A 21230-nucleotide genomic window follows, 5' to 3' on the forward strand; every position below is an offset into this window, starting at 1 on the left:
CTCGCTGGCGCACTTCCGGGGAAAACTTGTTCGTCGTCTTGCTCATGATGGCTCCACCTTCTCAGGAGTTGGAGCCTCCGGCAAACCCGGAGCGGTTCATAGCGTGTGGTCAGCCCGTTGCCGTGGTCGATCTCGACCATCCTGCCATATCCACCGTTCCAGCCGGACTTGACCACCGTGCCGGCGCCCGCACTGCGGATGTCTGTGCCGGACGGCGCACGAAAATCGATGCCGGCATGCATCGCAGGGCGCCTGATGATCGGGTCGCGCCTCACGCCGAAGCTGCTCGAAACGGGCCGACCGGGCACAGGATTATGGATGGGCATCTCGCGCGCCAGCGCCTTGACGGCCTCCAGCTTGCTCAACGCCTCGTCGAGTTCACGCACACGTGCCTCGAACTGGATGCCGGCCTCGACCGGCAGCAGCGGCCCGCCGACGGCCTCGTCACTGGTATCGACCTCGACGGGCAGACCGGCCGCCTCCAGCGCTCCGGCGATTTCGTCAGCGGCCAGAAACGCGGTTTCGGTGGCGTTACCTATACCGTCGATCTGTTCCGACTCGATCGCACGCAGCGACCGGTTGATCGAGACGAATAGGCGGTCGGCCCTGTCGGCGGCGCTCTCGTAGCCCTGGCTCACCGGCTTTGTCGACCAGAACGAACTGGCCGAGCTGTCGGCGATGACCACCGGCGCCTTCTCGTTCAATACCCGCAATTCGGGCTTGGTGGAGGGCAGGGGCGCGGTTTCCGGCAGTTTGCCGCCGGTGCCGTTCACGCGCTCGAGGATCGGCCCGATGCGTCCATGGCGCTGGGTGAGCTGGGATTGGCGGGCGAGCAGTTCCGAGACTTTGCTTTCGACAAGCTGCTGGTCGAGAATCTGCCGGCTCGTGATGCGGTCGACCTGCGCGCGCAGGGCCGAGATGCGGTCCTCATAGGCCTGCTGCATGCGGGCCTGCCGCGCAGCCGTGGCGCCAAGTAGATCGTCGCGCAACACCAGATAGGATGTGGCAAGCAGATAGCCGACCGCCATGGCCGCCACGGTGGACCCGATAAACGCGGCAAGCCACGGCCTCACGACGAAGTGTCGTATCTGGTCGCCTCGGGCGATGATGACGGTGTGCGGTTCTTTACGTCTGCCGAAGACCGAAGTCTGCCGATTCTCTTTCACGGAACACATACCCAACGGTAGGAGGATCGTGTGTCGCATTACACCTTGTTAGGGTTAACAAAGATTTGCTGGCCGGCATCCCATAGCTGAAACGGAAACGCCCCGGCGGGGCCGGGGCGTTGAAATCAGACTCTGTGACCCTTCTCGGCGCGGGGCGCCATCAAAAGAAGAAGAGCCAAAGCAGAATGATGATGGGGATAGGAATACCGATCATCCAAAGCAAAAGACCGCGCAGCATGTTCATCTCCATGATAGGGAATTACTCGCTTCACGAAGAGAACGGTACGCGGCCGTTTTCGTTCCCTGGAGTTTAAGTGGCAAGCTCGCGTGCCGCTTGGAGCACTTCCGAGGCGTGGTCCCGTACCTTGACCTTGTTCCATATGCGGGCGATGCGCCCCTCGCGGTCGATCAGCAGCGTCGTGCGTTCCACGCCCATATATTTGCGGCCGTACATCGACTTCTCGACCCACACGCCATAGGCCTCGAGTGCAGTACGCTCCTCGTCCGCTGCAAGCGTCACGGTCAACGCGTGCTTTGCCTTGAACTTGTCGTGCTTTTTGGCGCTGTCGGGAGAAATGCCGATCAGGGCGACGCCGAGCGCATCGAATTGCGGCTTGAGCCCGCTGAAGTCTATCGCTTCCGTGGTGCAGGCCGTGGTGTCGTCCTTCGGGTAGAAGAACAGCACCACAATGTCGCCGCGATGGGCGGCTAGCGACACACGCGTTCCGCCATCGCCGGGAAGATCGAAGTTCGGTGCCGGGTCGCCGACCTTGATGTTTGTCATGCCCTCACTCTTGTTTGTGGTTACGCCGGTAGGCTGACGGGTATAGTGGTTTCGGCAGATTCGTCCAACGTGGGAAACAGGCTCGGCGGCGTGCATCACGAGGCACCTCCTCATGAAAAGATCCGGTTTCGCCGCGGCGACATAACGAGTCTCGACCAGTTCCCCTCTGCTCAACCGCTGCCAGCGACGCCACCCTGGCTGCGTATATGCCGTTGCGGCGCCAGGATCGCGCTTGCCGCCACGATGGCGATAGCCTTGATCGTGACTGTCGGGGCCGTGGCCCTGTTTTCGGGCCTCGGAGACGAAAGGCTGCGACTTCAGGCGCAGCAGGCCGTTTCCACCCTGGCGGGCGAGGACTTCAACGCCGAGATCGGTAGGGTCGGCATTTCGTTTGCCGGGTTGAAGCTGATAGGGCTGAGCGTGGAAAACGCACGGCTCACGGCTTCGGCCGATGGCCGGGAAGTCATGCAGATCGGCTCGGCGCGCTTCGGCCTGCGACTGTTGCCGTTGCTCAGAGGCCAGATCGAGCTTTCCAGCGCAAGGCTTGCCGACGCGCGCATAAACCCCGCCGCAATACGCGTGGAGGGCGGGGGCCAGCAATTACCAGTCTTCGACGATAAGGGCCTGCTCGACACGGACGCTGCCCTCGCCCAGCTTTTCGGCGGGGCAAGGCGGCTTATCGGCCTGTTCGATCGGGAGGATATCGACGGCATCGAGCTCTCCGACATCCAGATAGCGCTTGGTGATGACGACAACGCCCTGCTGCTCGTCCGCAGTGCCAGCCTTGAAGGCGATGCGCACGGTGCCCTTGCTCTCGCCGGCGAGCTCGAATTCCGTGATCGCGTGTCTACGGTGGAAGGGCAGGCGGCGCTGGACGCGGATGGCCAGACGATAAAGACGCTTGCCGTCCAGCTCACATCCTCCTTGCCGGATGGCGGCGAAGCCACAGCCAAGCTGTCGGGCTCCGAGTCGGTGGCCGGCGAACGGCTGGACATCGACGGGCGCGTTGCCGCGCTTACCATACCTTTCGGGCAGGACGGTTCTTTCATCGCCGATGTCGATGTTGCCGCGAGCATGGCGCGGGGAACCGCCAAGGTTGAAATCGAAAGGCTGGACATTGCCAGCGGTCGTTCGTTCTGGCGGTTCAACGGCGCGGTTGGCCCCAATCCGGCCTCCACGCATCCGACCTATCGCTTCGAACTTGTCAGCGACGGTTCCGCCGTCGCGCCGGAAGGCTCCCCGGAGCCGGCACTGCCGGTCGTTGCCCGTCTTGCCGGCTTGTGGGACCCGGAAGCCCGCCGCCTCAGCGTCGACGAGATGGGTGTCAGGTCTTCCCAAGGGGAGGTGGAAGGCCGCGCTGCCGCGATATTCGAACGGGGAAAGAGCCCCGGCCTTGAAATGGCTCTGGACGTCCGCGACATGCCCGTCGGCCAGGTCAAGCAGCTCTGGCCTTGGTTTGCCGCGGGCGGCGCGCGCAACTGGGTATTGTCCAACATCTATGGCGGCCACGTCGAGACAGGACGACTGGACCTCACGACGCCGCCCGGCCGTATCGGTAACGGTGTGCCGTTCGGCGCCAGGGAAGTCTCCGGCAGCTTCTCGATCAGAGGCACGCGCTTCGACGTGGCCGGGCGGATTCCACCCGTGCGCGACGGCGTCGGCGCGGTATCGTTTCGCGGCTCAGATGTCGACATCTCGTTGGAAAGCGGCACCGTCTTCATGGCAGGTGGGCGCACCGTCAAGGCCAGCAACGGCGAACTCACCGTACGCGAAGCACATATGCCGCCGGTCATCGGCAAGCTGCGCATCGACGTGGAGGGTGACGCGGGAAGCGTCCTCCAGCTTGCCAGCTACGATCCCATCAACGTCCGGCGTTTCATCGACCTGAAACCCACGGATCTTTCCGGGTCCGTCAAAGGCACGGTGATCGCGGATATTCCCCTGCAACGCTCGATTCCCGTGGAAAGCCTCGGTTGGAAGGTCGATCTCGACTACGAGAATCTATCGCTTGCCGAACCCTTTGACGGACAGACGATCACAGCCGCCAACGGAAACATCACCGTCGATCCGACCAAGGCCGTGATCGACGCGCAGGCGCGCATGAACGGGTCACCGGCCACACTCAGTCTGGTCGAGCCACTGGGTGCAAACAGTCCGGTCACGCGCGCGCGCAGCATTGCCCTGAAGATGGACGACGCGGCGCGTGAGGCGATCGCGCCGGGGCTTGATGTGCTGCTGTCGGGCATGACCGAAGTCGAGCTCGACGATGGTTCGCCGAAAAGCAGGGCCATCAAGGCGAATCTGCGCGACGCCGCTTTGACCATACCGTGGGCCGGATGGAGCAAGGGCAAGGGCGTGCCCGCGACCGTCGCCTTTTCGCTCGCCATGGACGGCAACCGCATCGACCTTCGCGACTTTATCCTCAGCGGCGACACCTTCGCCGCCAGCGGCGCACTGTCTTTTGCCGGCGGCGAAGTCACGAGCGTGCGTTTCCCTACCGCACGGCTCAACCGTGGCGACGACTTCTCCTTCGACATGAAAGCCCAGGGCAAAGGCTATGCGATCACCGTGCGTGGCAGCAGCATCGATGCCCGCTCGGTCGTCAAGCTGTATGCCAAGGATTCCACCGGCGGCACGTCTCAGGGCGGCGCCGCGCCTGTCACGCTCGACCTGGAGGTCGATCGCGTCGTCGGCTTCCACGGCGAGGCGCTTAGCAATGTGAAGCTGAAATACAGCGGCACCGGCGCGCGCACCGACAGGCTCGAATTTTCCGGAACCACGGCCAGCGGCAGGCAGGTGACGTTCCGCGACGGGCGCCAGGGCGACGCCCGCAACGTCGTCATGAATTCGGCCGACGCCGGCGCGCTGCTGCGTTTCCTTGACATATACGAACACATGGAAGGCGGAACGATCGCCATGTCGCTTGCAGGCGCCGGCAACGGGCCGCTGCGCGGGCAGGTCGATGCGCGCGACTTCTGGATCGTCGACGAGCCGCGCCTGGGGTCGCTTGTCTCGAGCGCGCCGGCCAATGACGGACGCTCGCTCAATCAGGCGGTGCGCGGCGAGATCGACACTTCGCGCGTGCAATTCGAGCGCGGCTTCTCGATGATCGAGAAGGGGCAGGGGTTCCTGAACCTGCAGCAGGGCGTGGTGCGCGGACCGCAGATCGGGTCGACCTTCCAGGGCAGTTTCTACGATGCAGCGGGCAACATGGACATGACGGGCACGTTCATGCCCGCCTATGGCCTCAACCGGATTTTCGGCGAAATTCCGATCATCGGCCAGATCCTTGGCAACGGCCGCGACCGTGGCCTGATCGGCATCACCTTCAGGCTCGCCGGAAAAGCCGGCGAGCCGCAGCTTCAGGTCAACCCGCTATCCGTCATCGCGCCCGGCATCTTCCGCTCGGTGTTCGAATACCGGTGAGCGTCGGGCCCGGATCTAGGCCGGCCTGACGAGGATATGCTTCTTGCGGCCCAGCGAGAGTTTGATGACACCTTCGGACGTAAGGTCCCCAGCGCCCAGTACGCGCTTTTCGTCCGTAACCTGCTCGTCGTTGACGCGCACCGCACCGCCCTGGACATGCCGGCGCGCCTCGCCGTTGGAACCGGCAAGCCCGGCTTTCACGAAAAGCGCAAGCAGGCCGATGCCGCCTTCGAGTTCGGCCCCGTCGATCTCCACGGTCGGCAGGCTCTCGGCCAGAGCGCCTTCCTCGAAGGTCTTGCGGGCGGTCTCCGATGCCTGCTCGGCGGCCTCGCGCCCATGCAGCATGGCGGTGACCTCGGTCGCCAGCACCTTCTTGGCGTCGTTGATTTCAGAGCCCCCGAGCGCCGCAAGCCGCACGATCTCGTCCATCGGCAGGATCGTGAACAGCTTGAGGAAGCGCTCCACGTCGGCATCCTCGGTATTGCGCCAGTACTGCCAGAACTCGTAGGGCGAGAGGAGGTCGGCATTCAGCCATACGGCGCCGGAAGCCGATTTGCCCATCTTGGCGCCGGATGAGGTGGTCAGCAGGGGAGACGTCAGCGCGTAGAGCTGCGGCGTTCCCATGCGGTGGCCGAGATCGATACCGTTGATGATGTTGCCCCACTGGTCCGAGCCGCCCATCTGCAGCCGCGTGCCGTAGCGCTTGTTCAGCTCCACGAAATCGTAGGCCTGAAGGATCATGTAGTTGAATTCGAGGAAAGACAGCGACTGCTCGCGGTCGAGGCGCGTCTTCACGCTGTCGAACGAAAGCATGCGGTTGACCGAGAAATGCCGGCCGACGTCCCGCAGGAATTCGAGATAGTTGAGCGGACGCAGCCACTCGGCATTGTTGATCATCAGCGCCGCGTTGCTGTCGCGATCATAGTCGAGGTAGCGCGAGAAACAGGCCTTGAGCGAGGCGATGTTGTCCTCGATCATCTCGACCGTCATCAGCTTGCGGGCTTCCTCCTTGAAGGAAGGATCGCCGACCATGCCTGTGCCGCCGCCCATCAGTGAGATGGGCCGGTGTCCCGTCTGCTGAAACCAGTAGAGCATCATGGTCTGCGTGAGATGCCCGACATGCAGGCTCGACGCCGTCGGGTCGTAGCCGATATAGGCCGTCACGGTTTCCTTGGCGAGGAGGTCGTCGAGACCGGTTTCATCCGAGATCTGGTGGATGAAGCCGCGTTCTGACAGCGTGCGCAGGAAGTCGGACTTGAAGGCGGACATGATCGTGCTTTCCATGGAACATATTTGGCCCGCACTGCGAATGGCGCGGGAACCCGCGCGGCTTTAGCATCAAGCATGCGAGAATCACAAGAACGGCGGCGGAAATGACGCTGACATGCGCGATCGGCCTGATGAGCGGCACGTCGATGGACGGTATCGACCTTGCAGTCGTGACGACGGATGGGCGGGGCGACGTGCGGCGCGGCCCTGCGGGCTTCGTCGCCTACGAAGCGGCCTTTCGCCGTCGTATTGAAACCGCGCTGGGTGAGGCCAGGGGCATTTGTGCGCGCGAGGAGCGGCCGGGAGACCTTGCGGCGCTGGAGCGTGAGATCACGCTGCGCCACGCGGATGCGGTAAAGCGATTCCTGACAGAGCACGGCGACATCGCCCCTCAACTGATCGGCTTTCATGGTCAGACGGTACTGCACAGGCCGGAGAAGGCCCTGACGGTGCAGCTCGGCGACGGCGCTTTGCTGGCGCGCGAAACGGGCTTGCCAGTGGTGCACGACATGCGCGCCAACGACATGGTGCATGGCGGGCAGGGCGCGCCACTGGTGCCCGCCTATCATGCCGCGCTGGCCGCTTCCCTGCCGCGATTTCCGATGGCGTTCGTCAATATCGGCGGGATTTCCAATGTCACCTTCGTGCCCGCCGCCGGCGATCCCGTCGCCTTCGACAGCGGGCCGGGCAATGCCTTGATCGACCAGTGGGTGTCGGGCGAGGGCGGCGTGGCGTTCGATGCCGACGGCATGATCGCCAGCGAAGGCGGCGTGATACGAGCCGTTGTCGAGCGCTACATGGAAAGCCCGTTCTTTGAGCGCGCAGCGCCCAAATCGCTCGACCGCAACGATTTCACGCTCGACCTGGCGGCCGGACTGGAACTGGCCGACGGCGCGCGAACGCTGGCCGCCGTCTCGGCCGAGGCGATCCTGGCGGCTGCCGCGCACATGCCGGCCCACCCGAAGCTCTGGATCATCTGCGGCGGCGGGCGGCGCAACCCCCACATCGTTGCGGATCTGCGCGCCGGCGTGCCGTCCGGGGTCGAGGTTCTTCTGGCCGAGGATACCGGGCTCGACGGTGACGCAATGGAGGCGGAGGCCTGGGCCTATCTCGCCGTCCGCGCGTTGAACGGCCTGCCCCTGACCTTCCCGACAACGACGGGCTGCCGGGAGCCGGTAACGGGCGGCGTGCTCAGCCTTCCCTGATCTGCGGCCTAGATGAGCTGCATGCCCTTCAGGCTCGCATGGCCGTTGCGGCCCACAATGATGTGGTCGTGAACGATCACGCCGAGAGGCTTTCCGGTACCGATGATCGTCTTCGTCATCTCGATGTCCGCCCGCGAGGGCGTCGGATCGCCGGACGGATGGTTGTGGACGAGGATGATCGCCGTGGCCGAGAGTTCGAGTGCGCGGCGCATGACCTCGCGCGGATAGACCGGCGTGTGGTCCACCGTGCCCGACTGCTGCACCTCGTCGGCGATCAGCACGTTCTTCTTGTCGAGAAACAGAATGCGGAACTGCTCGCGTGGCTCGAACGCCATCGCCGCGCGGCAATAGTCGATCACCTGCGCCCATGAGCCGAGCACGGGCCGGCGGCCGATCGCGCCTCGGGCCATGCGGCTGGACGCGGCGGCAATCGTCTTGATGTCGAGCGCGACAGCATCGCCGACACCCTCCACCTCGCGCAGCAAATGTTCAGGCGCGCCAAGTACTTCCGCGAACGAGCCGAATCGATTGATGAGCGTCTTGGCGAGCCCCTTGGTGTCCGCGCGGGGAATCGAGCGGAAGAGCAGCAGTTCCAGCAACTCGTAGTCGGATAGTGCGCCGGCACCCGCTTCCCGGAAGCGGGTTCTCAGCCGTTCGCGATGTCCGAGATAGTGCGGTTTCTCCGCCGCAGCTTTGGCCGCGCGTGGCGCAGGCAACGCTCGTTCCGCGAAGAAGCCGCGTTCGTCGCCATCGTCACCCTGCATGTTCAACTTTCCCCACCCCAGCTCAGGGCACAGGATAGGCGAACCGTGTCAGGCGGCAAGCCCCGGCCTGTCCAGACCGGCGGGAGAAAGCGTGAAGACCTCGCAGCCGTCGGCCGTCACGCCGACCGTGTGCTCATACTGCGCCGACAGCGACCGGTCGCGCGTCACCGCGGTCCAGCCATCGGAGAGCACCTTCACATGCAGGCGGCCGAGATTGATCATCGGCTCGATGGTGAAGATCATGCCTTCGCGCATCTCCACGCCTTCGTTCGGGCTGCCGTAATGCAGGATATTCGGCGCGTCGTGGAAGAGCCGCCCGACGCCGTGTCCGCAGAAGTCGCGGACGACCGAGCAGCGCTCGCTTTCTGCATAGGTCTGGATCGCAGCACCGATCGCGCCCGTGCGCACGCCGGGTTTCACCGCCGCGATGCCACGCGTCAGGCACTCATGGGTGACTTCCAGCAGCCTCTCGGCGGCGCGCTTGATCTGTCCGACCGGATACATGCGACTGGAATCGCCATGCCATCCGTCGAGAATGTAGGTGACGTCGATGTTGACGATGTCGCCCTCGCGCAGCGGCTTGTCGTCCGGAATGCCGTGACAGACCACATGGTTGATCGAGGTGCAGGTCGACTTTGTGTAACCGCGATAGTTCAGCGTCGCCGGCAGAGCACCGTGGTCCATGCCGAACTCGAAGACAAAGCGGTCGATCGCGTTCGTCGTGACGCCCGGCGCGACCATGCCCGCCAACTCGTCAAGGCAGCGTGCCGTCAGGTTGCAGGCCTTGCGCATGCCCTCGAAGGCCTCGGGTCCGTAGAGCCTGATCTGCCCCGTATTGCGCTGTGGCGCGGCGTCCGCGTCGAGATAGGTGACCATCGTCTTCCGTCCGTTGGATGCGAACCCACCATGTCGCATCGAAGCGGCTTCGCTTCAAGAGGAAGGGCGCGACTTCCACGAATCGGCCAGTGTCCGAACTTGCTCCTCGACGGCTGTCATCGCGTCGGCAAGGCCGGCCCGGTCTCGCAGGAGAAGGCGGGAGAGCGCGGTCTCTGCGGCGATGCTCGTCGTCACAGCCTGTTCGTGTTCGGCCGCACTCTTGCAGGCATCGGGGTTCTCCATGCGAAACCGGGCCTGCGCCGCCTGCTCGATCAGGCGCGTCAGCCGCTCCTGCAGGGCTGGCAGGAAATGCAGCCGCGTGCCGGGCAGGGGCAACCCCTCCACCCGCGTCGACCATGTCTCGTCGGCCTCGACCGGGAAGGCTCGCGTCACGGTGCCGGTGGTAACCACATCGCCGGGTTCGATGCCGCGTCGCAGCGGACGTTCTTCGAGCCCGGCGACGAAATGGCGAAACGCGGCAAGCGGCCCGTCGAGCACATTGCGCGCGGAACCGCGATCGACCTCGACATCGTTCCTGAAAAGGACGATCTCGAACGATGCCAGTCGCTCGATCCAGTCAGTCGCCGCGTCATGGTCGATGGCCATCATCGGGCCATGCAGCAATGCGCCGTGCATGGCGGCTGCCGCGACGGTGTCGGCTGCGGTAAATCGCCAGCCGGGGTAGATCGACTGCACGACCTCGAAACCGTGTGCGACAGCGTCGATACAGGAAAGCAGTTCCCGGTCGTCCATATCCGCGCGCGGCGGCCGCGCGACGCGGAAGACAATCTCGGGCTCTATGCGGGGTTCCACAAACGCTGAAATGTCGAGTTCCGCCTGACCTTGCTCCGGGTCGAACCCGTATGTCGAGGTGTCGTAGGTCGGTCCCCAGATGGGTGCGCGCACACCGTACTCGTCCCAGATGGTGCGGTTGGTGAAGCCGATCTTCCATCCGACCGGACGCTCGCCCCGTGCGATGCGCGCCCCGATCACGGCGTCGGCCGTTGCATAGGCCGCATCGAGGTCGAACGACGGATCGCCGTCGCTGAACGGTTCGATCTGCCGGCGATCATCCAGCGCGGCAAGGATGGTCGCTGCAATGTCTTTCATGACGCCCCCTTACCATGCGTTAGGCCATGATCGAAAAGGAATGTCCAGCGCTTCGCCGGCCTCCGGAAAGACAAAGGGCGGCGCAATGCGCCGCCCTCTCGTCATCTGGGAAACCGGGGTTCACCCCTCGGCCGGCCATCCGGCCACGGCCTTGACCTCCAGAAAGTCTTCTAGCCCGTATTTGCCGCCTTCGCGGCCAAGGCCCGACTGCTTATAACCGCCGAACGGGCTTCCCGCGCCGCGACCGGCACCGTTCATCTGCACCATGCCGCTGCGAAGCTGCCGGGCGACGCGGCGGGCCCGCTCGGGATCGCTCGTCTGGACGTAGCTCGACAGGCCGTAGGGCGTGTCGTTGGCTATCTCGATCGCCTCTTCCTCCGTCTCGAACGGGATCATGGCGAGCACCGGACCGAACACTTCCTCGCGCGCGATCGTCATGTCGTTGGAGACATCGGCAAACACCGTCGGGCGCACATAGTAGCCGCGATTGAAGCCTTCGGGCCGGCCCGGGCCGCCGGCCACGACCCGCGCGCCTTCCTTGATCGCGATTTCGATCAGGCCCTGTACCTTATTGAACTGGGCCTCAGAGACGAGCGGTCCGATATGATCGCCCTGTTCGGCCGGATTGCCGACCTTGACCGTCGCGGTATGCCGGCCGGCGATCTCGACCGCCTGATCGTAGACCGGGCGTTCCACCAGCATGCGCGTCGGCGCGTTGCACGACTGGCCGGTGTTCTCGAAGCAGTGGTTAAGGCCCCGCACCACGGCCGCTTCCAGGTCGCTGTCGGCGAAGACGAGGTTGGGCGACTTGCCGCCGAGTTCGAGCGTCACGCGCTTGACCGTGTCGGCCGACGACTTGGAGACGGCGACGCCTGCACGGGTCGAACCGGTGAACGACATCATGTCGATGTCGGGATGGCGGGACATCGCTTCGCCCACCGACGGCCCGTCACCGTTGACCATGTTGAACACGCCGGCCGGCAGGCCGGCCGCGTCGACGATCTCGGCAAAGACGATCGACGAAAGCGGCGCGATTTCGGATGGCTTCAGCACCACCGTGCAGCCCGCCGCGATCGCCGGCACGACCTTCAGCGTCACCTGGTTCATCGGCCAGTTCCATGGCGTGATCAGGCCGCAGACGCCGATCGGCTCGTGAACGATGCGGTCGTTCGGGTTGCGCTCGTCGAGCGGGTGCTCGAAGACGAAGTTCTTCAGCGTGCGGATGAATGTCTTGATGTGGTAGGCGCCGACCGACGCCTGCGATTCCGTGGCCAGCTTGATCGGCGCGCCCATCTCGTCCGAGATCGCCTTGGCCATGTCGTCCATGCGTGCGTTGTAGGCCTCAAGCAGCCGCTCCAGCGCTTCCACGCGTTCCTCGCGGCTGGTGCGCGACCATGCGGGGAAGGCGCGCCGTGCCGCTGCCACGGCCTTGTCTACATCCGCCTGCGCGCCCAGCGAGATGACCGCGAAAGGCTGTTCGTCGGCGGGGTTGATCACCTCCAGCTCGCGCGCGGCGACAGGCGCCGTCCATTTGCCGTCGATGTAGAATTCGGTCTTGCGCAGCATTTCTGTCTCCTGGTCGATGGGCTCGTGACTGCTTAATACCGCGAGCCGCCCGGCTCCAATACCACGGAGGCGACGTCGTTGGGGCAGGGCGGTCACGTGGGCCGGCTGGGGATATCCGCACATTCATGTGACATCGCTAAAATGCAATCGAATCCTTTGGCGGTTCCGAAAGGCGGGAGTGTGCAGATCGTGGGAGAGGGGCGAAAGGAGGTATCCGTGAGGCCCAGTTATTCCGCCGCCCGCCACAATCTCGAAGAAGCCTATCGGCTGCTGCCGGGAGACGACGAGCTGAGCGTCAAATCGCGCCAGGCGCTGTCGATCCTGATCGACGCAATGCTGGCGCAGGAGTTTGCTGTCGATGGCGAATCCGCAAAGGTGATCGAGTTCCCGCGCCGGATGCGCTCCGGCACGGGATAGGTTGCGTTTCTCGGACCTGCTTCGGATCAGAACGTCCCACGTCGACTGAACGACGTGAGGCGTCTGGCGGTGCGCGGCCGCCTTTCTTGAGGAGCAGGCGGCAAGCGGCCAGCGTTCATCCCACCGTGGACAGGCAGGTCAGCAGGGCACCCTGCTTGTCGGAGAAGCCGATGGTGGCTTCCTGTCCCCCGCCGAGAAAATTTCCCGTCGCGGCGAAGGCATCCTTCAGCGGGCCGCCTTCGGGCAGCAATTGTGTGCCGTCGATGCTGTAGGTGCCCGCGCCGTTCTGCGGGAGGCTCGGGTCGGCTGCCCAGTCCCCCGTGCTTGTCCCGATGATCTGGTAGGTGCCTTTCCCGTCCAGTAGCAACGTGCCGAACGGCGCCATGCTGGTGTCGTGACAGCGGAAGATGCCTACGGGGGCATCCTGCGCCAGTGACGGGTTCGTTGAGAAAGCAACAAGGGCGAGGGTGGCGGCAAGGCGCATGTCTGCATCCATCTGAGCGTTGAGAAGGCGTGCAGGGTAGGTGAGCCCGGCGCCTTCGGCGACGCCGCAAGATGATGAGGAAGCGCATTTCGCTATGGGCGCGGGCCATGGCGGCTTGCGGGCAAAGGAACTCGGCCTCGACGCATGATGGCCCCGGATGGCCCATTGGAAATCAAACACGGTGGCCGTTAGCCTCGCAGTTCGCCGCTGGCGCTGTTGACTGGTATCGGTAGGCCGGATGCGCCGGCGTCACGCAAGCGGGTCGCCAGGAAAACGACGTGCAGAGGAGCGACGCTGTCTGCGTTGCTGAGGGGCGTGGACTCCTGAGGCAGTTTCTAGACCCCAGGGTGAGGCTCGGCCATGGGAGGCTGCCAGTGGCAAGCCGAGCCTCCAACCCCGCTGACCCCCTCGTCAGCAATCAAAGGCTGACACTCTCGGTTGAGTCGCGCAATCAGGTTTCGCGTCAATCAACAGCTTCCGGTGTGGAGCGGCCGGCGGGAAACCACGATGGCTTCGCGCTCAGATCCGTACTGCCAAGACGGCATATTTGACGCATTAGGGGAGAAGCAGCACCAAGTGCTTGAATTTTCTGGCACGCCCAACGGGACTCGAACCCGTGTTTCCGCCGTGAAAGGGCGGCGTCCTAGACCGCTAGACGATGGGCGCTTGCCAGAACGAGGTGGCTTATAGTGAGCATCGCAGCAACGGGCAACCCATCTTTGCACGGCAAACAGGAAAATTTCGCGTTTTGCCTGCGGCTATTTGCGCCGGCGGCAACGCCAGTTCCAGTCGCGCTCGGGGCCGACGTCGATATGAACGGAATTCGTGTGGCAATAGGTGCCGACGCCACCGCGACCAGGCATGCTGCGAAGGAACTTCGCGAGTTCCCATTTGCCAACGCCTGCCACCTGCACGTCAGCCGCCGCGCAATACATGTGCAGCGAGTTGCGGGCGCCGCGGGCGCGACGGTTGCGCTCGGGATTGCGGTAGCCTGACGTTACAACGACCTTGCTGCCGTAGTGCCGCTCGACGGTCTTGAGCACACGCACGAGAGAGGGCTTCAGGCAGGCGACGTCCACGCTTTCCGTCTGCTTGGTCAAGCCGTTGGGGGCGAGCCGGGCAAGACCGGCCGCCGAAGCGACCTGGTATGGCTCTTCACCCTCGTGCAGATCGATATCGCTGGTGTCGTCCATGCCGGACCGGCGCGAAATCTCGAACAGCGAATCGGGGCGTACTCCCGGCAGCGCTTCGCCATTCTGCGGAATGATGGGCGTCGATGCGGAAGCGTTGGCCGACGCAAGCTGAACGATTGGTTTGGAAGCTGCCGGCTCGATCTTGGGGGAGGCGGTGGCGATCAGCGGCTTGGACGCCGGCGGCGCGGATGCGGCTCGTGCATTGGACGTGCCGAAGAAAGCTGCAAGGAAACCGCGTTTTTTAGGTTCTGCCGCCGCAACCTGCGGCGGCGGACCGTTTTCAAGGAACTGGGTCGCCTGCTGTTTCGGCGGCTCCTCGGCTGCGGCCGGTTGCGCGGCCTCGGTTGCCGGTTCGGCCGCCGCCACAAATTCCGTATCGGTCTGCTGTGCATCGGCGGTTGCGACCTGCGGCGCGCCTGCCGGACCTTCAGGCGCCTGCTGTTCGGCAGTTGCTGCGGCAACCTCGGTTTCGGAGCCGGGGCGAATCGTAGGGGCGGCACCCACGGCATCCGGCAGCGAAGGGTCGTTCTCGTCCATGACGAAAGCTTCCGTCGCGCTGGCTGTCTGGTCGCTGGTGAATGTGGCGCCGGCGAAATCGTCAGCAGACTGTGCCGTGAGCGCGGACTGATCGGATGGATTGAAGCCGAAGAAGGTTTCTTCGTTGCCGGATGTGGCAGAGCAGGAAGCGAGGAGCGTGGATGCAAGCGCTGCGATGACAGCGCGCCGTCTTCCGCGTGCGAAGCGCGTTCCCTCGACCTTCAATGCAAACCCCTTCCTAGAACCGGGACAAAACTGGAATGCGGACTTCACAAAAACCTACGAAATCAGCACTTTCCCCCAAGCCCGGGAACGAGACGTAACGAATCCCGAACCAAACCGCAACCATCCGGCTAGGGATGAATTGAGGCAAGATCATGATTCCGCCGCCAATTTGCCGCGTTGTTCCGCGCTTTGAGCGGGGCCGGTCAGCGAAGGCGCTTGGGGCGGGGATCCGCGAGTTCGCCGGCAAGGCGCCGGTCGAGATAATCCGCGCACTCGTCAAGCAGCAGCTCGGCATCGTTCGAGAAGAAGTGGTTCGCGCCGGGTAGTGTCTTCTGCGTGATCGTGATGCCCTTTTGGGTATGCAGCTTGTCCACCAGTCCCTGCACGTCCTTCGGCGGCGCGACCTTGTCGGCGTCGCCGTGGATGATCAGGCCGGAAGACGGGCAGGGCGCGAGGAACGAGAAGTCGTAGATGTTCGGCTGCGGTGCGATCGAGATGAAACCCTCGATTTCCGGGCGGCGCATCAGGAGCTGCATACCGATCCATGCGCCGAACGAATAACCCGCCACCCAGCACGTCTTGGAATCGGGATGCAGCGATTGCACCCAGTCGAGCGCCGAGGCGGCATCCGAAAGCTCCCCCGTTCCATGGTCGAACTCGCCCTGGCTGCGGCCGATGCCGCGGAAATTGAAGCGCAGCGTCGTGAAATCCCGCTTCTGGAACATATAGAACAGGTCGTAGACGATCTTGTTGTTCATCGTGCCGCCGAACTGGGGATGCGGATGAAGAATGATCGCGATGGGGGCGTTCTTTTCCTTCGAGGGCTGGTAGCGGCCCTCGAGACGACCTGCGGGACCTGCAAAAATGACTTCGGGCATACTTACTCCACTTCACGCCGCATGCTGCGGCCTCGTCTCGCGCGTCAGAATCGGGGCAATCCCGCCCCTCGGTCTTGACGGGACAGGGCCGTCACCCTAGAAGCTAGTTTAGAACAATTCAAAACTGGCGGCGAAAGATGCCTGCCGGTTCGCAACGCGGGTAAATAGGACGGCTGACCTTGCAATTTCAAGGAAAAACGCCGACCTGACGCAGCGTTGCCGAGCCAAGGAGATTGAAACCCGTCATGGCGGCGAGCCGCGCCTATCTCGACCACAATGCCAGTGCACCGTTGCTGCCGGCTGCGCGCGCTGCCATGCTGGCCGCGCTGGAGGTCGACGCGAATCCGTCATCCGTTCACGCCGACGGCCGTTCTGCCCGTCGCATGGTCGACGGGGCGCGACGCGATGTGGCGGCGCTTGCGGGCGGCAAGCCTGAGCATGTGGTTTTCACCTCTGGCGCAACGGAAGCGGCATCGATGCTCCTGTCGCCGGACTGGCGCATGGGCAAGGCGCCTGTGCGCATGGCGCGCCTCATCGTCTCGGCAGCCGACCATCCCTGCATTCTGAATGGCGGTCGCTTTGCGCCGGATGCGGTCACACGCGTCGGCGTGGATGCTGACGGTATCGTCGACATGGCATCGCTTGAGCGCGAACTGGCCGGCCATGACCGCGCGCAGGGACTTGTGCTTGTGGCGATCCATGCCGCCAACAACGAGACCGGCGTGATCCAGCCAGTGCGCGACATCGCTGCGCTGGTGAAAGCTCATGGCGGCGTGCTCGTGGTCGACGCGGTGCAGGCTGCCGGCCGCATTCCACTCGGTATTGCAGATGGTTACGGCGATTTCCTGATTCTGTCCTCGCACAAGATCGGCGGGCCCAAGGGCGTGGGCGCGGTGGTCGGGGTCTCCGACCTGATGATGCCGGTGCCCCTGGTCTCTGGCGGAGGCCAGGAGAAGGGCTTTCGCGCAGGCACTGAGAACGTGCCGGGCATCGCCGGTTTCGGCGCGGCCGCGCGCGAAGCTTTGACCGGTCTTGCCGGCATCGATGGCATTCGGGCCATGCGCGACGCGTTCGAGCGGGTTGTGGTCGAACTCGCCCCTGACGCCACGATCTTCGGAAACCGTACTGAGCGGCTTTGCAATACGTTGTTCTTTGCGGTACCGGGCCTCAAGGCTGAAACCGCCCAGATCGCGTTCGACCTTGCGGGCGTCTCGCTGTCGGCGGGATCGGCCTGCTCCTCCGGCAAGGTGGGACCAAGCCACGTACTCAAGGCGATGGGGCATGGCGAAGCGGCAGGCGCGCTGAGGGTCTCGATCGGACCCGAGACGGGCGAGGCTGAATTGAAAGCGTTCGAGCAGGCGTTGCGCGCGCATCTGGCGCGGCGCGACGGGCGAGAACGGGCTGCCTGAGGCGGCGGTACGAAAATCCGGGCTTTTTTGCCCGGCAAAACATGTGTGCGTTGCAAATGCAGTCCGTTGGCGGGGTGCATTTTTGCCAATGGCACACTACATGAACCGCATACCGCGATATATGCGCGGAAATATATGCGAATCGACAACTGCCGGGCCTTGAACCTGGCAAGGATGGAGAGCGCCGATGCCTGCTGTGCAGGAAACGATCGAGCAGGTCCGCAAGATCGATGTGGACCAGTACAAATACGGATTTGAATCGTTCATCGAGATGGACAAGGCGCCTAAGGGCCTGTCTGAGGACACGATCCGTTTCATCTCGGCCAAGAAGGACGAGCCGGAGTGGATGCTCGAATGGCGTCTTGGGGCGTTCCGCCGCTGGCTGACGCTTGACGAGCCGAACTGGGCGCGCGTCTCTTATCCGAAGATCGACTTCCAGGACATCCACTACTACGCCGCGCCGAAGAACCAGTCGGGTCCGAAGTCGCTCGACGAGGTCGATCCGGAACTGCTGCGCGTCTATGAGAAGCTCGGCATCCCGCTGCGCGAGCAGGAAATCCTGGCCGGCGTCGAGAAGGACGCGGATGACGACGGCGCCAACGACAACGTCTACAAGTCCGGCCGTGTGGCCGTCGATGCTGTGTTCGATTCGGTATCCGTCGTCACCACCTTCAAGGAGGAGCTGGCCAAGGCAGGCGTGATCTTCTGCTCGATTTCGGAAGCCATCCGCGAGCATCCGGAGCTGGTGCAGAAATATCTCGGCTCCGTCGTGCCCACGACCGACAACTATTATGCGACGCTCAATTCGGCGGTCTTCACCGACGGTTCCTTCGTCTTCGTGCCGAAGGGCGTGCGCTGCCCGATGGAGCTGTCGACCTATTTCCGCATCAACGAGAAGAACACCGGCCAGTTCGAGCGCACGCTGATCATCGCCGAGGAGGGGGCCTACGTATCCTACCTCGAGGGCTGCACGGCTCCGCAGCGCGACGAAAACCAGCTTCACGCTGCCGTGGTCGAGCTGATCGCGCTCGACGATGCCGAGATCAAATATTCGACCGTGCAGAACTGGTATCCCGGCGACGCGCAGGGCAAGGGCGGCATCTACAACTTCGTCACCAAGCGCGGCGATTGCCGCGGCAAGAACTCGAAGATTTCGTGGACGCAGGTCGAGACCGGCTCGGCGATCACGTGGAAGTATCCTTCCTGCATCCTGCGCGGCGACAATTCGCGCGGCGAGTTCTATTCGATCGCCGTCTCCAACGGCCACCAGCAGATCGACAGCGGCACCAAGATGATCCATCTCGGCAAGAACACGTCGAGCCGCATCATCTCAAAGGGCATTTCGGCCGGCAAGTCGAACAACACCTATCGCGGCCAGGTCTCCGCCCACCGCCGCGCCGAGAACGCGCGCAACTTCACCCAGTGCGATTCGCTGCTGATCGGCAATGAGTGCGGCGCCCATACCGTGCCCTATATCGAGGCGAAGAACTCGACCGCCAAGTTCGAGCACGAGGCGACGACGTCGAAGATCTCGGAAGACCAGCTTTTCTACGTGATGCAGCGCGGCATTCCCGAAGAAGAGGCGATCGCGCTGATCGTCAACGGCTTCGTCAAGGAAGTCATTCAGGAACTGCCGATGGAATTCGCCGTCGAGGCGCAGAAGCTGATCGGCATTTCCCTCGAAGGCTCGGTCGGCTAAGCCGGCGCACCCAATTCAGGACTAAAGAACAATGCTTGAGATCAAGAACCTTCACGCCCGCATAGCCGAAGACGGCACCGAGATCATCCGTGGGCTCAACCTGACCGTCAACAAGGGCGAGGTTGCCGCCATCATGGGGCCGAACGGCTCCGGCAAGTCTACGCTCTCCTACATCCTCGCCGGCCGCGACGATTACGAGGTGACGGAAGGCGACATCCTCTACAACGGCGAATCCATCCTCGAGATGGACCCGGCCGAGCGCGCCGCCGCCGGCATCTTCCTGGCGTTCCAGTATCCGATGGAGATACCGGGCGTTGCCACGATGGAGTTTCTCAAGGTCGCCATGAATTCGCAGCGCAAGGCGCGCGGCGAGGAAGAGCTGAAGATTCCGGACCTGCTGAAGCGGGTCAAGGAAGCGGCGGGCTCGCTCAACATCGACATGAACATGCTCAAGCGTCCCCTCAATGTGGGCTTCTCCGGCGGCGAGAAGAAGCGCGCCGAAATCCTGCAGATGAAGCTGCTGGAGCCGAAGCTCTGCGTACTCGACGAGACCGATTCCGGCCTCGACATCGATGCGCTCAAGATCGTTTCGGACGGCGTCAACGCCCTGCGCTCGCCCGACCGCGCCATCGTGGTGATCACCCACTACCAGCGCCTGCTCGAGCACATCGTGCCCGATAGCGTGCATGTGCTCTACAAGGGGCAGGTCATCAAGTCGGGCGACAAGAGCCTGGCGCTCGAACTCGAACAGAACGGTTACGCCGGCGTGATCGACGAAGCGGCCTGAGGCGAATGATGAACATCCATGCTTCCCCCACACTGACACCGGCGGAATCCGCGCTGGTCGAGGCGTTTTCGGAACGCGTGTCCGATCTGCCTGGCGATGCCGCCGTCACGGTCATGCGTGACGATGCCGTCGAGTTGCTGAAAGGCGGCCTGCCTACCCGCCGCATCGAGGCCTGGCACTATACGGACCTGCGCCGGCTTCTCAACACGGTGCCCGCCTTCGAACCGTCCGCCAAGCCGGACGCGCTGCGCTCGCTGATCGACGGTTCGGCGGTGCTGCGCGTCAGCAATGGCAAGGCGGAGAAAGCTTCGGAGATCGAGGGTGTAGCGGTCCGCCGTTTTCAGGACATGCTGCTGGCCGGCGATGCGGATGCGGCACTGGCCCCCGTCGACCCGACTGATGCCGTCGCCGCCGTCAACACGGCTTTCGCGTCCGACGGCTATGCCTTGACGATCGCGGAAGGCGCACAGCTCGACGCGCCGATCGAACTGCAGAACCTTCAGGCCGGCGGACAGGTGCATGCTCGCTTCCCGGTCGTCGTCGGCGCTGGCGCCAGGGCAACGATCGTCGAGCGCCAGACGGGCGCAGGCGCGGCACTGGCAAGCTCGGTCTCGACACTGGACGTCGGCGACGGCGCGGACGTTGTCTGGGTGCTGGTGCAGGAGCAGCCGGTAACCGCGACGCATCTCGGCCAGATGAGGATTCGCATCGGCAAGGATGCCAGGCTAACGCTCTTCATCATGAATGCCGGCGGTAAGCTGGTCCGGCAGGAAGTGCGGGTCGACGCGGCCGGCGAGGGGTCCGATTTCAAGCTGCGCGGTATCAACCTGCTGGGTGGCGATACGCATTGCGACGTCACCATGGTTCTCGACCATTCGGCGCCTGATACGACCTCGACCGAGATCATCCGCAACGTGGTGACAGACAGGGCCCATGGCGTCTTCCAGGGGCAGATCCGCGTCGCCGCGATCGCCCAGAAGACGGATGCCAAGATGGCGTGCAACACGCTGCTTCTGTCCGACGATGCAGAATTCTCGACCAAGCCCGAGCTGGAAATCTTCGCCGACGACGTTGCCTGCGGCCATGGCGCGACGGTGACCGAGATCCATCCCGCGCACCTGTTCTACCTGATGGCGCGCGGCGTGCCGGAAAAGGCCGCGCGTGGCCTGCTCATCAAGGCATTCCTCGCCGAGATCATCGAGGAGCTGGACGACGAGGCGCTTGTGGCGGCTCTGGAGGCAAAGCTCGACGGCTGGTTCGCCGAGCACGGGTGAATTGTGGTGCGTCCTTCGAGGCTCGCTCTGGAAGGACGCAGCGAACCCGCAAATGGGACTTGCGGGCTAGCATCTCAGGATGAGGGAGGTTGTGCATCGAGCCCGCTACGTCTTGGGCTCGACAAATCACTTCCCTCATCCTGAGGTGCGAGCGAAGCGAG

General features: G+C 63.8%; 17 protein-coding genes and 1 tRNA gene. 7 read left to right on the plus strand and 11 right to left on the minus strand.

The genetic code is table 11. The features are described from left to right. Both V1479_RS25265 and V1479_RS25270 read right to left on the minus strand, forming a co-directional pair. Window positions 1-1166: M23 family metallopeptidase (locus tag V1479_RS25265; protein ID WP_368805280.1), on the minus strand; the 1166-nt coding region annotated here is incomplete at its 3' end. A 310-nt stretch (window positions 1167-1476) separates the two neighbouring features. Beyond that, complete coding sequence (locus V1479_RS25270) at window positions 1477-1950, minus strand: peroxiredoxin (RefSeq protein ID WP_368805281.1); 474 nt, start codon at window positions 1948-1950, stop codon at window positions 1477-1479. Window positions 1951-2205: 255 nt separating this feature from the next. Here V1479_RS25270 and V1479_RS25275 point away from each other — a divergent pair, with 255 nt between their 5' ends. Further along, window positions 2206-5376 carry a hypothetical protein gene (locus tag V1479_RS25275; protein WP_438620918.1) on the plus strand — a complete coding sequence of 1057 codons (3171 nt, stop codon included), beginning with the start codon at window positions 2206-2208 and terminating at the stop codon, window positions 5374-5376. Window positions 5377-5391: 15 nt separating this feature from the next. Here the strand turns inward: V1479_RS25275 and tyrS are convergent, their stop codons facing one another. After that, complete coding sequence (gene tyrS, locus V1479_RS25280) at window positions 5392-6645, minus strand: tyrosine--tRNA ligase (protein ID WP_368805282.1); 1254 nt, start codon at window positions 6643-6645, stop codon at window positions 5392-5394. Between the two features lie 104 nt (window positions 6646-6749). On the opposite strand from tyrS, the gene V1479_RS25285 reads away from it, so the two are divergent. Further along, window positions 6750-7850 carry an anhydro-N-acetylmuramic acid kinase gene (locus V1479_RS25285; protein ID WP_368805284.1) on the plus strand — a complete coding sequence of 367 codons (1101 nt, stop codon included), beginning with the start codon at window positions 6750-6752 and terminating at the stop codon, window positions 7848-7850. 8 nt (window positions 7851-7858) lie between these two features. Here the strand turns inward: V1479_RS25285 and radC are convergent, their stop codons facing one another. The 4 genes from radC to V1479_RS25305 form a co-directional block, all read right to left on the minus strand. Beyond that, complete coding sequence (gene radC / locus V1479_RS25290) at window positions 7859-8614, minus strand: RadC family protein (RefSeq protein ID WP_368805285.1); 756 nt, start codon at window positions 8612-8614, stop codon at window positions 7859-7861. Window positions 8615-8662: 48 nt separating this feature from the next. Further along, on the minus strand, window positions 8663-9490 hold the full coding sequence (gene map / locus V1479_RS25295; RefSeq protein ID WP_173190875.1) for a type I methionyl aminopeptidase: 828 nt from the start codon (window positions 9488-9490) through the stop codon (window positions 8663-8665). A 54-nt stretch (window positions 9491-9544) separates the two neighbouring features. After that, window positions 9545-10600 (minus strand): 2-keto-4-pentenoate hydratase, encoded by a 1056-nt coding sequence (locus tag V1479_RS25300; RefSeq protein WP_368805287.1) that lies wholly within the window; start codon window positions 10598-10600, stop codon window positions 9545-9547. 120 nt (window positions 10601-10720) lie between these two features. Beyond that, a complete protein-coding gene (locus V1479_RS25305; RefSeq protein ID WP_368805288.1) occupies window positions 10721-12166 on the minus strand; it encodes an aldehyde dehydrogenase family protein in 1446 nt (481 codons plus the stop codon). Between the two features lie 216 nt (window positions 12167-12382). Here V1479_RS25305 and V1479_RS25310 point away from each other — a divergent pair, with 216 nt between their 5' ends. Further along, window positions 12383-12583: a hypothetical protein gene (locus V1479_RS25310; protein WP_173190877.1), complete on the plus strand. Its 201-nt coding sequence runs from the start codon at window positions 12383-12385 to the stop codon at window positions 12581-12583. Window positions 12584-12698: 115 nt separating this feature from the next. Here the strand turns inward: V1479_RS25310 and V1479_RS25315 are convergent, their stop codons facing one another. The 4 genes from V1479_RS25315 to V1479_RS25330 form a co-directional block, all read right to left on the minus strand. Next, window positions 12699-13067 carry a hypothetical protein gene (locus tag V1479_RS25315; protein WP_368805289.1) on the minus strand — a complete coding sequence of 123 codons (369 nt, stop codon included), beginning with the start codon at window positions 13065-13067 and terminating at the stop codon, window positions 12699-12701. A 590-nt stretch (window positions 13068-13657) separates the two neighbouring features. Further along, window positions 13658-13733, minus strand: a tRNA-Glu gene (locus V1479_RS25320). A gap of 92 nt (window positions 13734-13825) precedes the next feature. After that, on the minus strand, window positions 13826-15022 hold the full coding sequence (locus V1479_RS25325; protein WP_368805290.1) for a YcbK family protein: 1197 nt from the start codon (window positions 15020-15022) through the stop codon (window positions 13826-13828). A gap of 203 nt (window positions 15023-15225) precedes the next feature. Further along, a complete protein-coding gene (locus tag V1479_RS25330) occupies window positions 15226-15900 on the minus strand; it encodes an alpha/beta hydrolase (protein WP_173190884.1) in 675 nt (224 codons plus the stop codon). A gap of 245 nt (window positions 15901-16145) precedes the next feature. Here V1479_RS25330 and V1479_RS25335 point away from each other — a divergent pair, with 245 nt between their 5' ends. From V1479_RS25335 to sufD, 4 genes are all read left to right on the plus strand, one after another. Next, a complete protein-coding gene (locus tag V1479_RS25335) occupies window positions 16146-17309 on the plus strand; it encodes a cysteine desulfurase family protein (protein WP_368805292.1) in 1164 nt (387 codons plus the stop codon). 187 nt (window positions 17310-17496) lie between these two features. Next, window positions 17497-19008: a Fe-S cluster assembly protein SufB gene (gene sufB / locus V1479_RS25340; RefSeq protein ID WP_368805293.1), complete on the plus strand. Its 1512-nt coding sequence runs from the start codon at window positions 17497-17499 to the stop codon at window positions 19006-19008. Window positions 19009-19039: 31 nt separating this feature from the next. Then, on the plus strand, window positions 19040-19795 hold the full coding sequence (sufC, locus tag V1479_RS25345; protein ID WP_173190892.1) for a Fe-S cluster assembly ATPase SufC: 756 nt from the start codon (window positions 19040-19042) through the stop codon (window positions 19793-19795). 8 nt (window positions 19796-19803) lie between these two features. Further along, window positions 19804-21069, plus strand: coding sequence for a Fe-S cluster assembly protein SufD (sufD, locus tag V1479_RS25350; RefSeq protein ID WP_368805295.1), 1266 nt, complete (start codon window positions 19804-19806; stop codon window positions 21067-21069). Window positions 21070-21230 lie beyond the last annotated feature (161 nt).

The sequence above is a fragment of the Neoaquamicrobium sediminum genome (assembly GCF_040970315.1).
Taxonomy (GTDB): domain Bacteria; phylum Pseudomonadota; class Alphaproteobacteria; order Rhizobiales; family Rhizobiaceae; genus Aerobium; species Aerobium sediminum.

Bases quoted from the DNA above. Each gene is read 5' to 3' on its own strand.
- V1479_RS25270 (WP_368805281.1), bottom strand. From the start codon at position 1,950: ATGACAAACATCAAGGTCGGCGACCCGGCACCGAACTTCGATCTTCCC.
- tyrS (WP_368805282.1), bottom strand. From the start codon at position 6,645: ATGTCCGCCTTCAAGTCCGACTTCCTGCGCACGCTGTCAGAACGCGGC.
- V1479_RS25285 (WP_368805284.1), top strand. From the start codon at position 6,750: ATGACGCTGACATGCGCGATCGGCCTGATGAGCGGCACGTCGATGGAC.
- radC (WP_368805285.1), bottom strand. From the start codon at position 8,614: ATGCAGGGTGACGATGGCGACGAACGCGGCTTCTTCGCGGAACGAGCG.
- map (WP_173190875.1), bottom strand. From the start codon at position 9,490: ATGGTCACCTATCTCGACGCGGACGCCGCGCCACAGCGCAATACGGGG.
- V1479_RS25300 (WP_368805287.1), bottom strand. From the start codon at position 10,600: ATGAAAGACATTGCAGCGACCATCCTTGCCGCGCTGGATGATCGCCGG.
- V1479_RS25305 (WP_368805288.1), bottom strand. From the start codon at position 12,166: ATGCTGCGCAAGACCGAATTCTACATCGACGGCAAATGGACGGCGCCT.
- V1479_RS25315 (WP_368805289.1), bottom strand. From the start codon at position 13,067: ATGCGCCTTGCCGCCACCCTCGCCCTTGTTGCTTTCTCAACGAACCCG.
- V1479_RS25330 (WP_173190884.1), bottom strand. From the start codon at position 15,900: ATGCCCGAAGTCATTTTTGCAGGTCCCGCAGGTCGTCTCGAGGGCCGC.
- V1479_RS25335 (WP_368805292.1), top strand. From the start codon at position 16,146: ATGGCGGCGAGCCGCGCCTATCTCGACCACAATGCCAGTGCACCGTTG.
- sufB (WP_368805293.1), top strand. From the start codon at position 17,497: ATGCCTGCTGTGCAGGAAACGATCGAGCAGGTCCGCAAGATCGATGTG.
- sufC (WP_173190892.1), top strand. From the start codon at position 19,040: ATGCTTGAGATCAAGAACCTTCACGCCCGCATAGCCGAAGACGGCACC.
- sufD (WP_368805295.1), top strand. From the start codon at position 19,804: ATGAACATCCATGCTTCCCCCACACTGACACCGGCGGAATCCGCGCTG.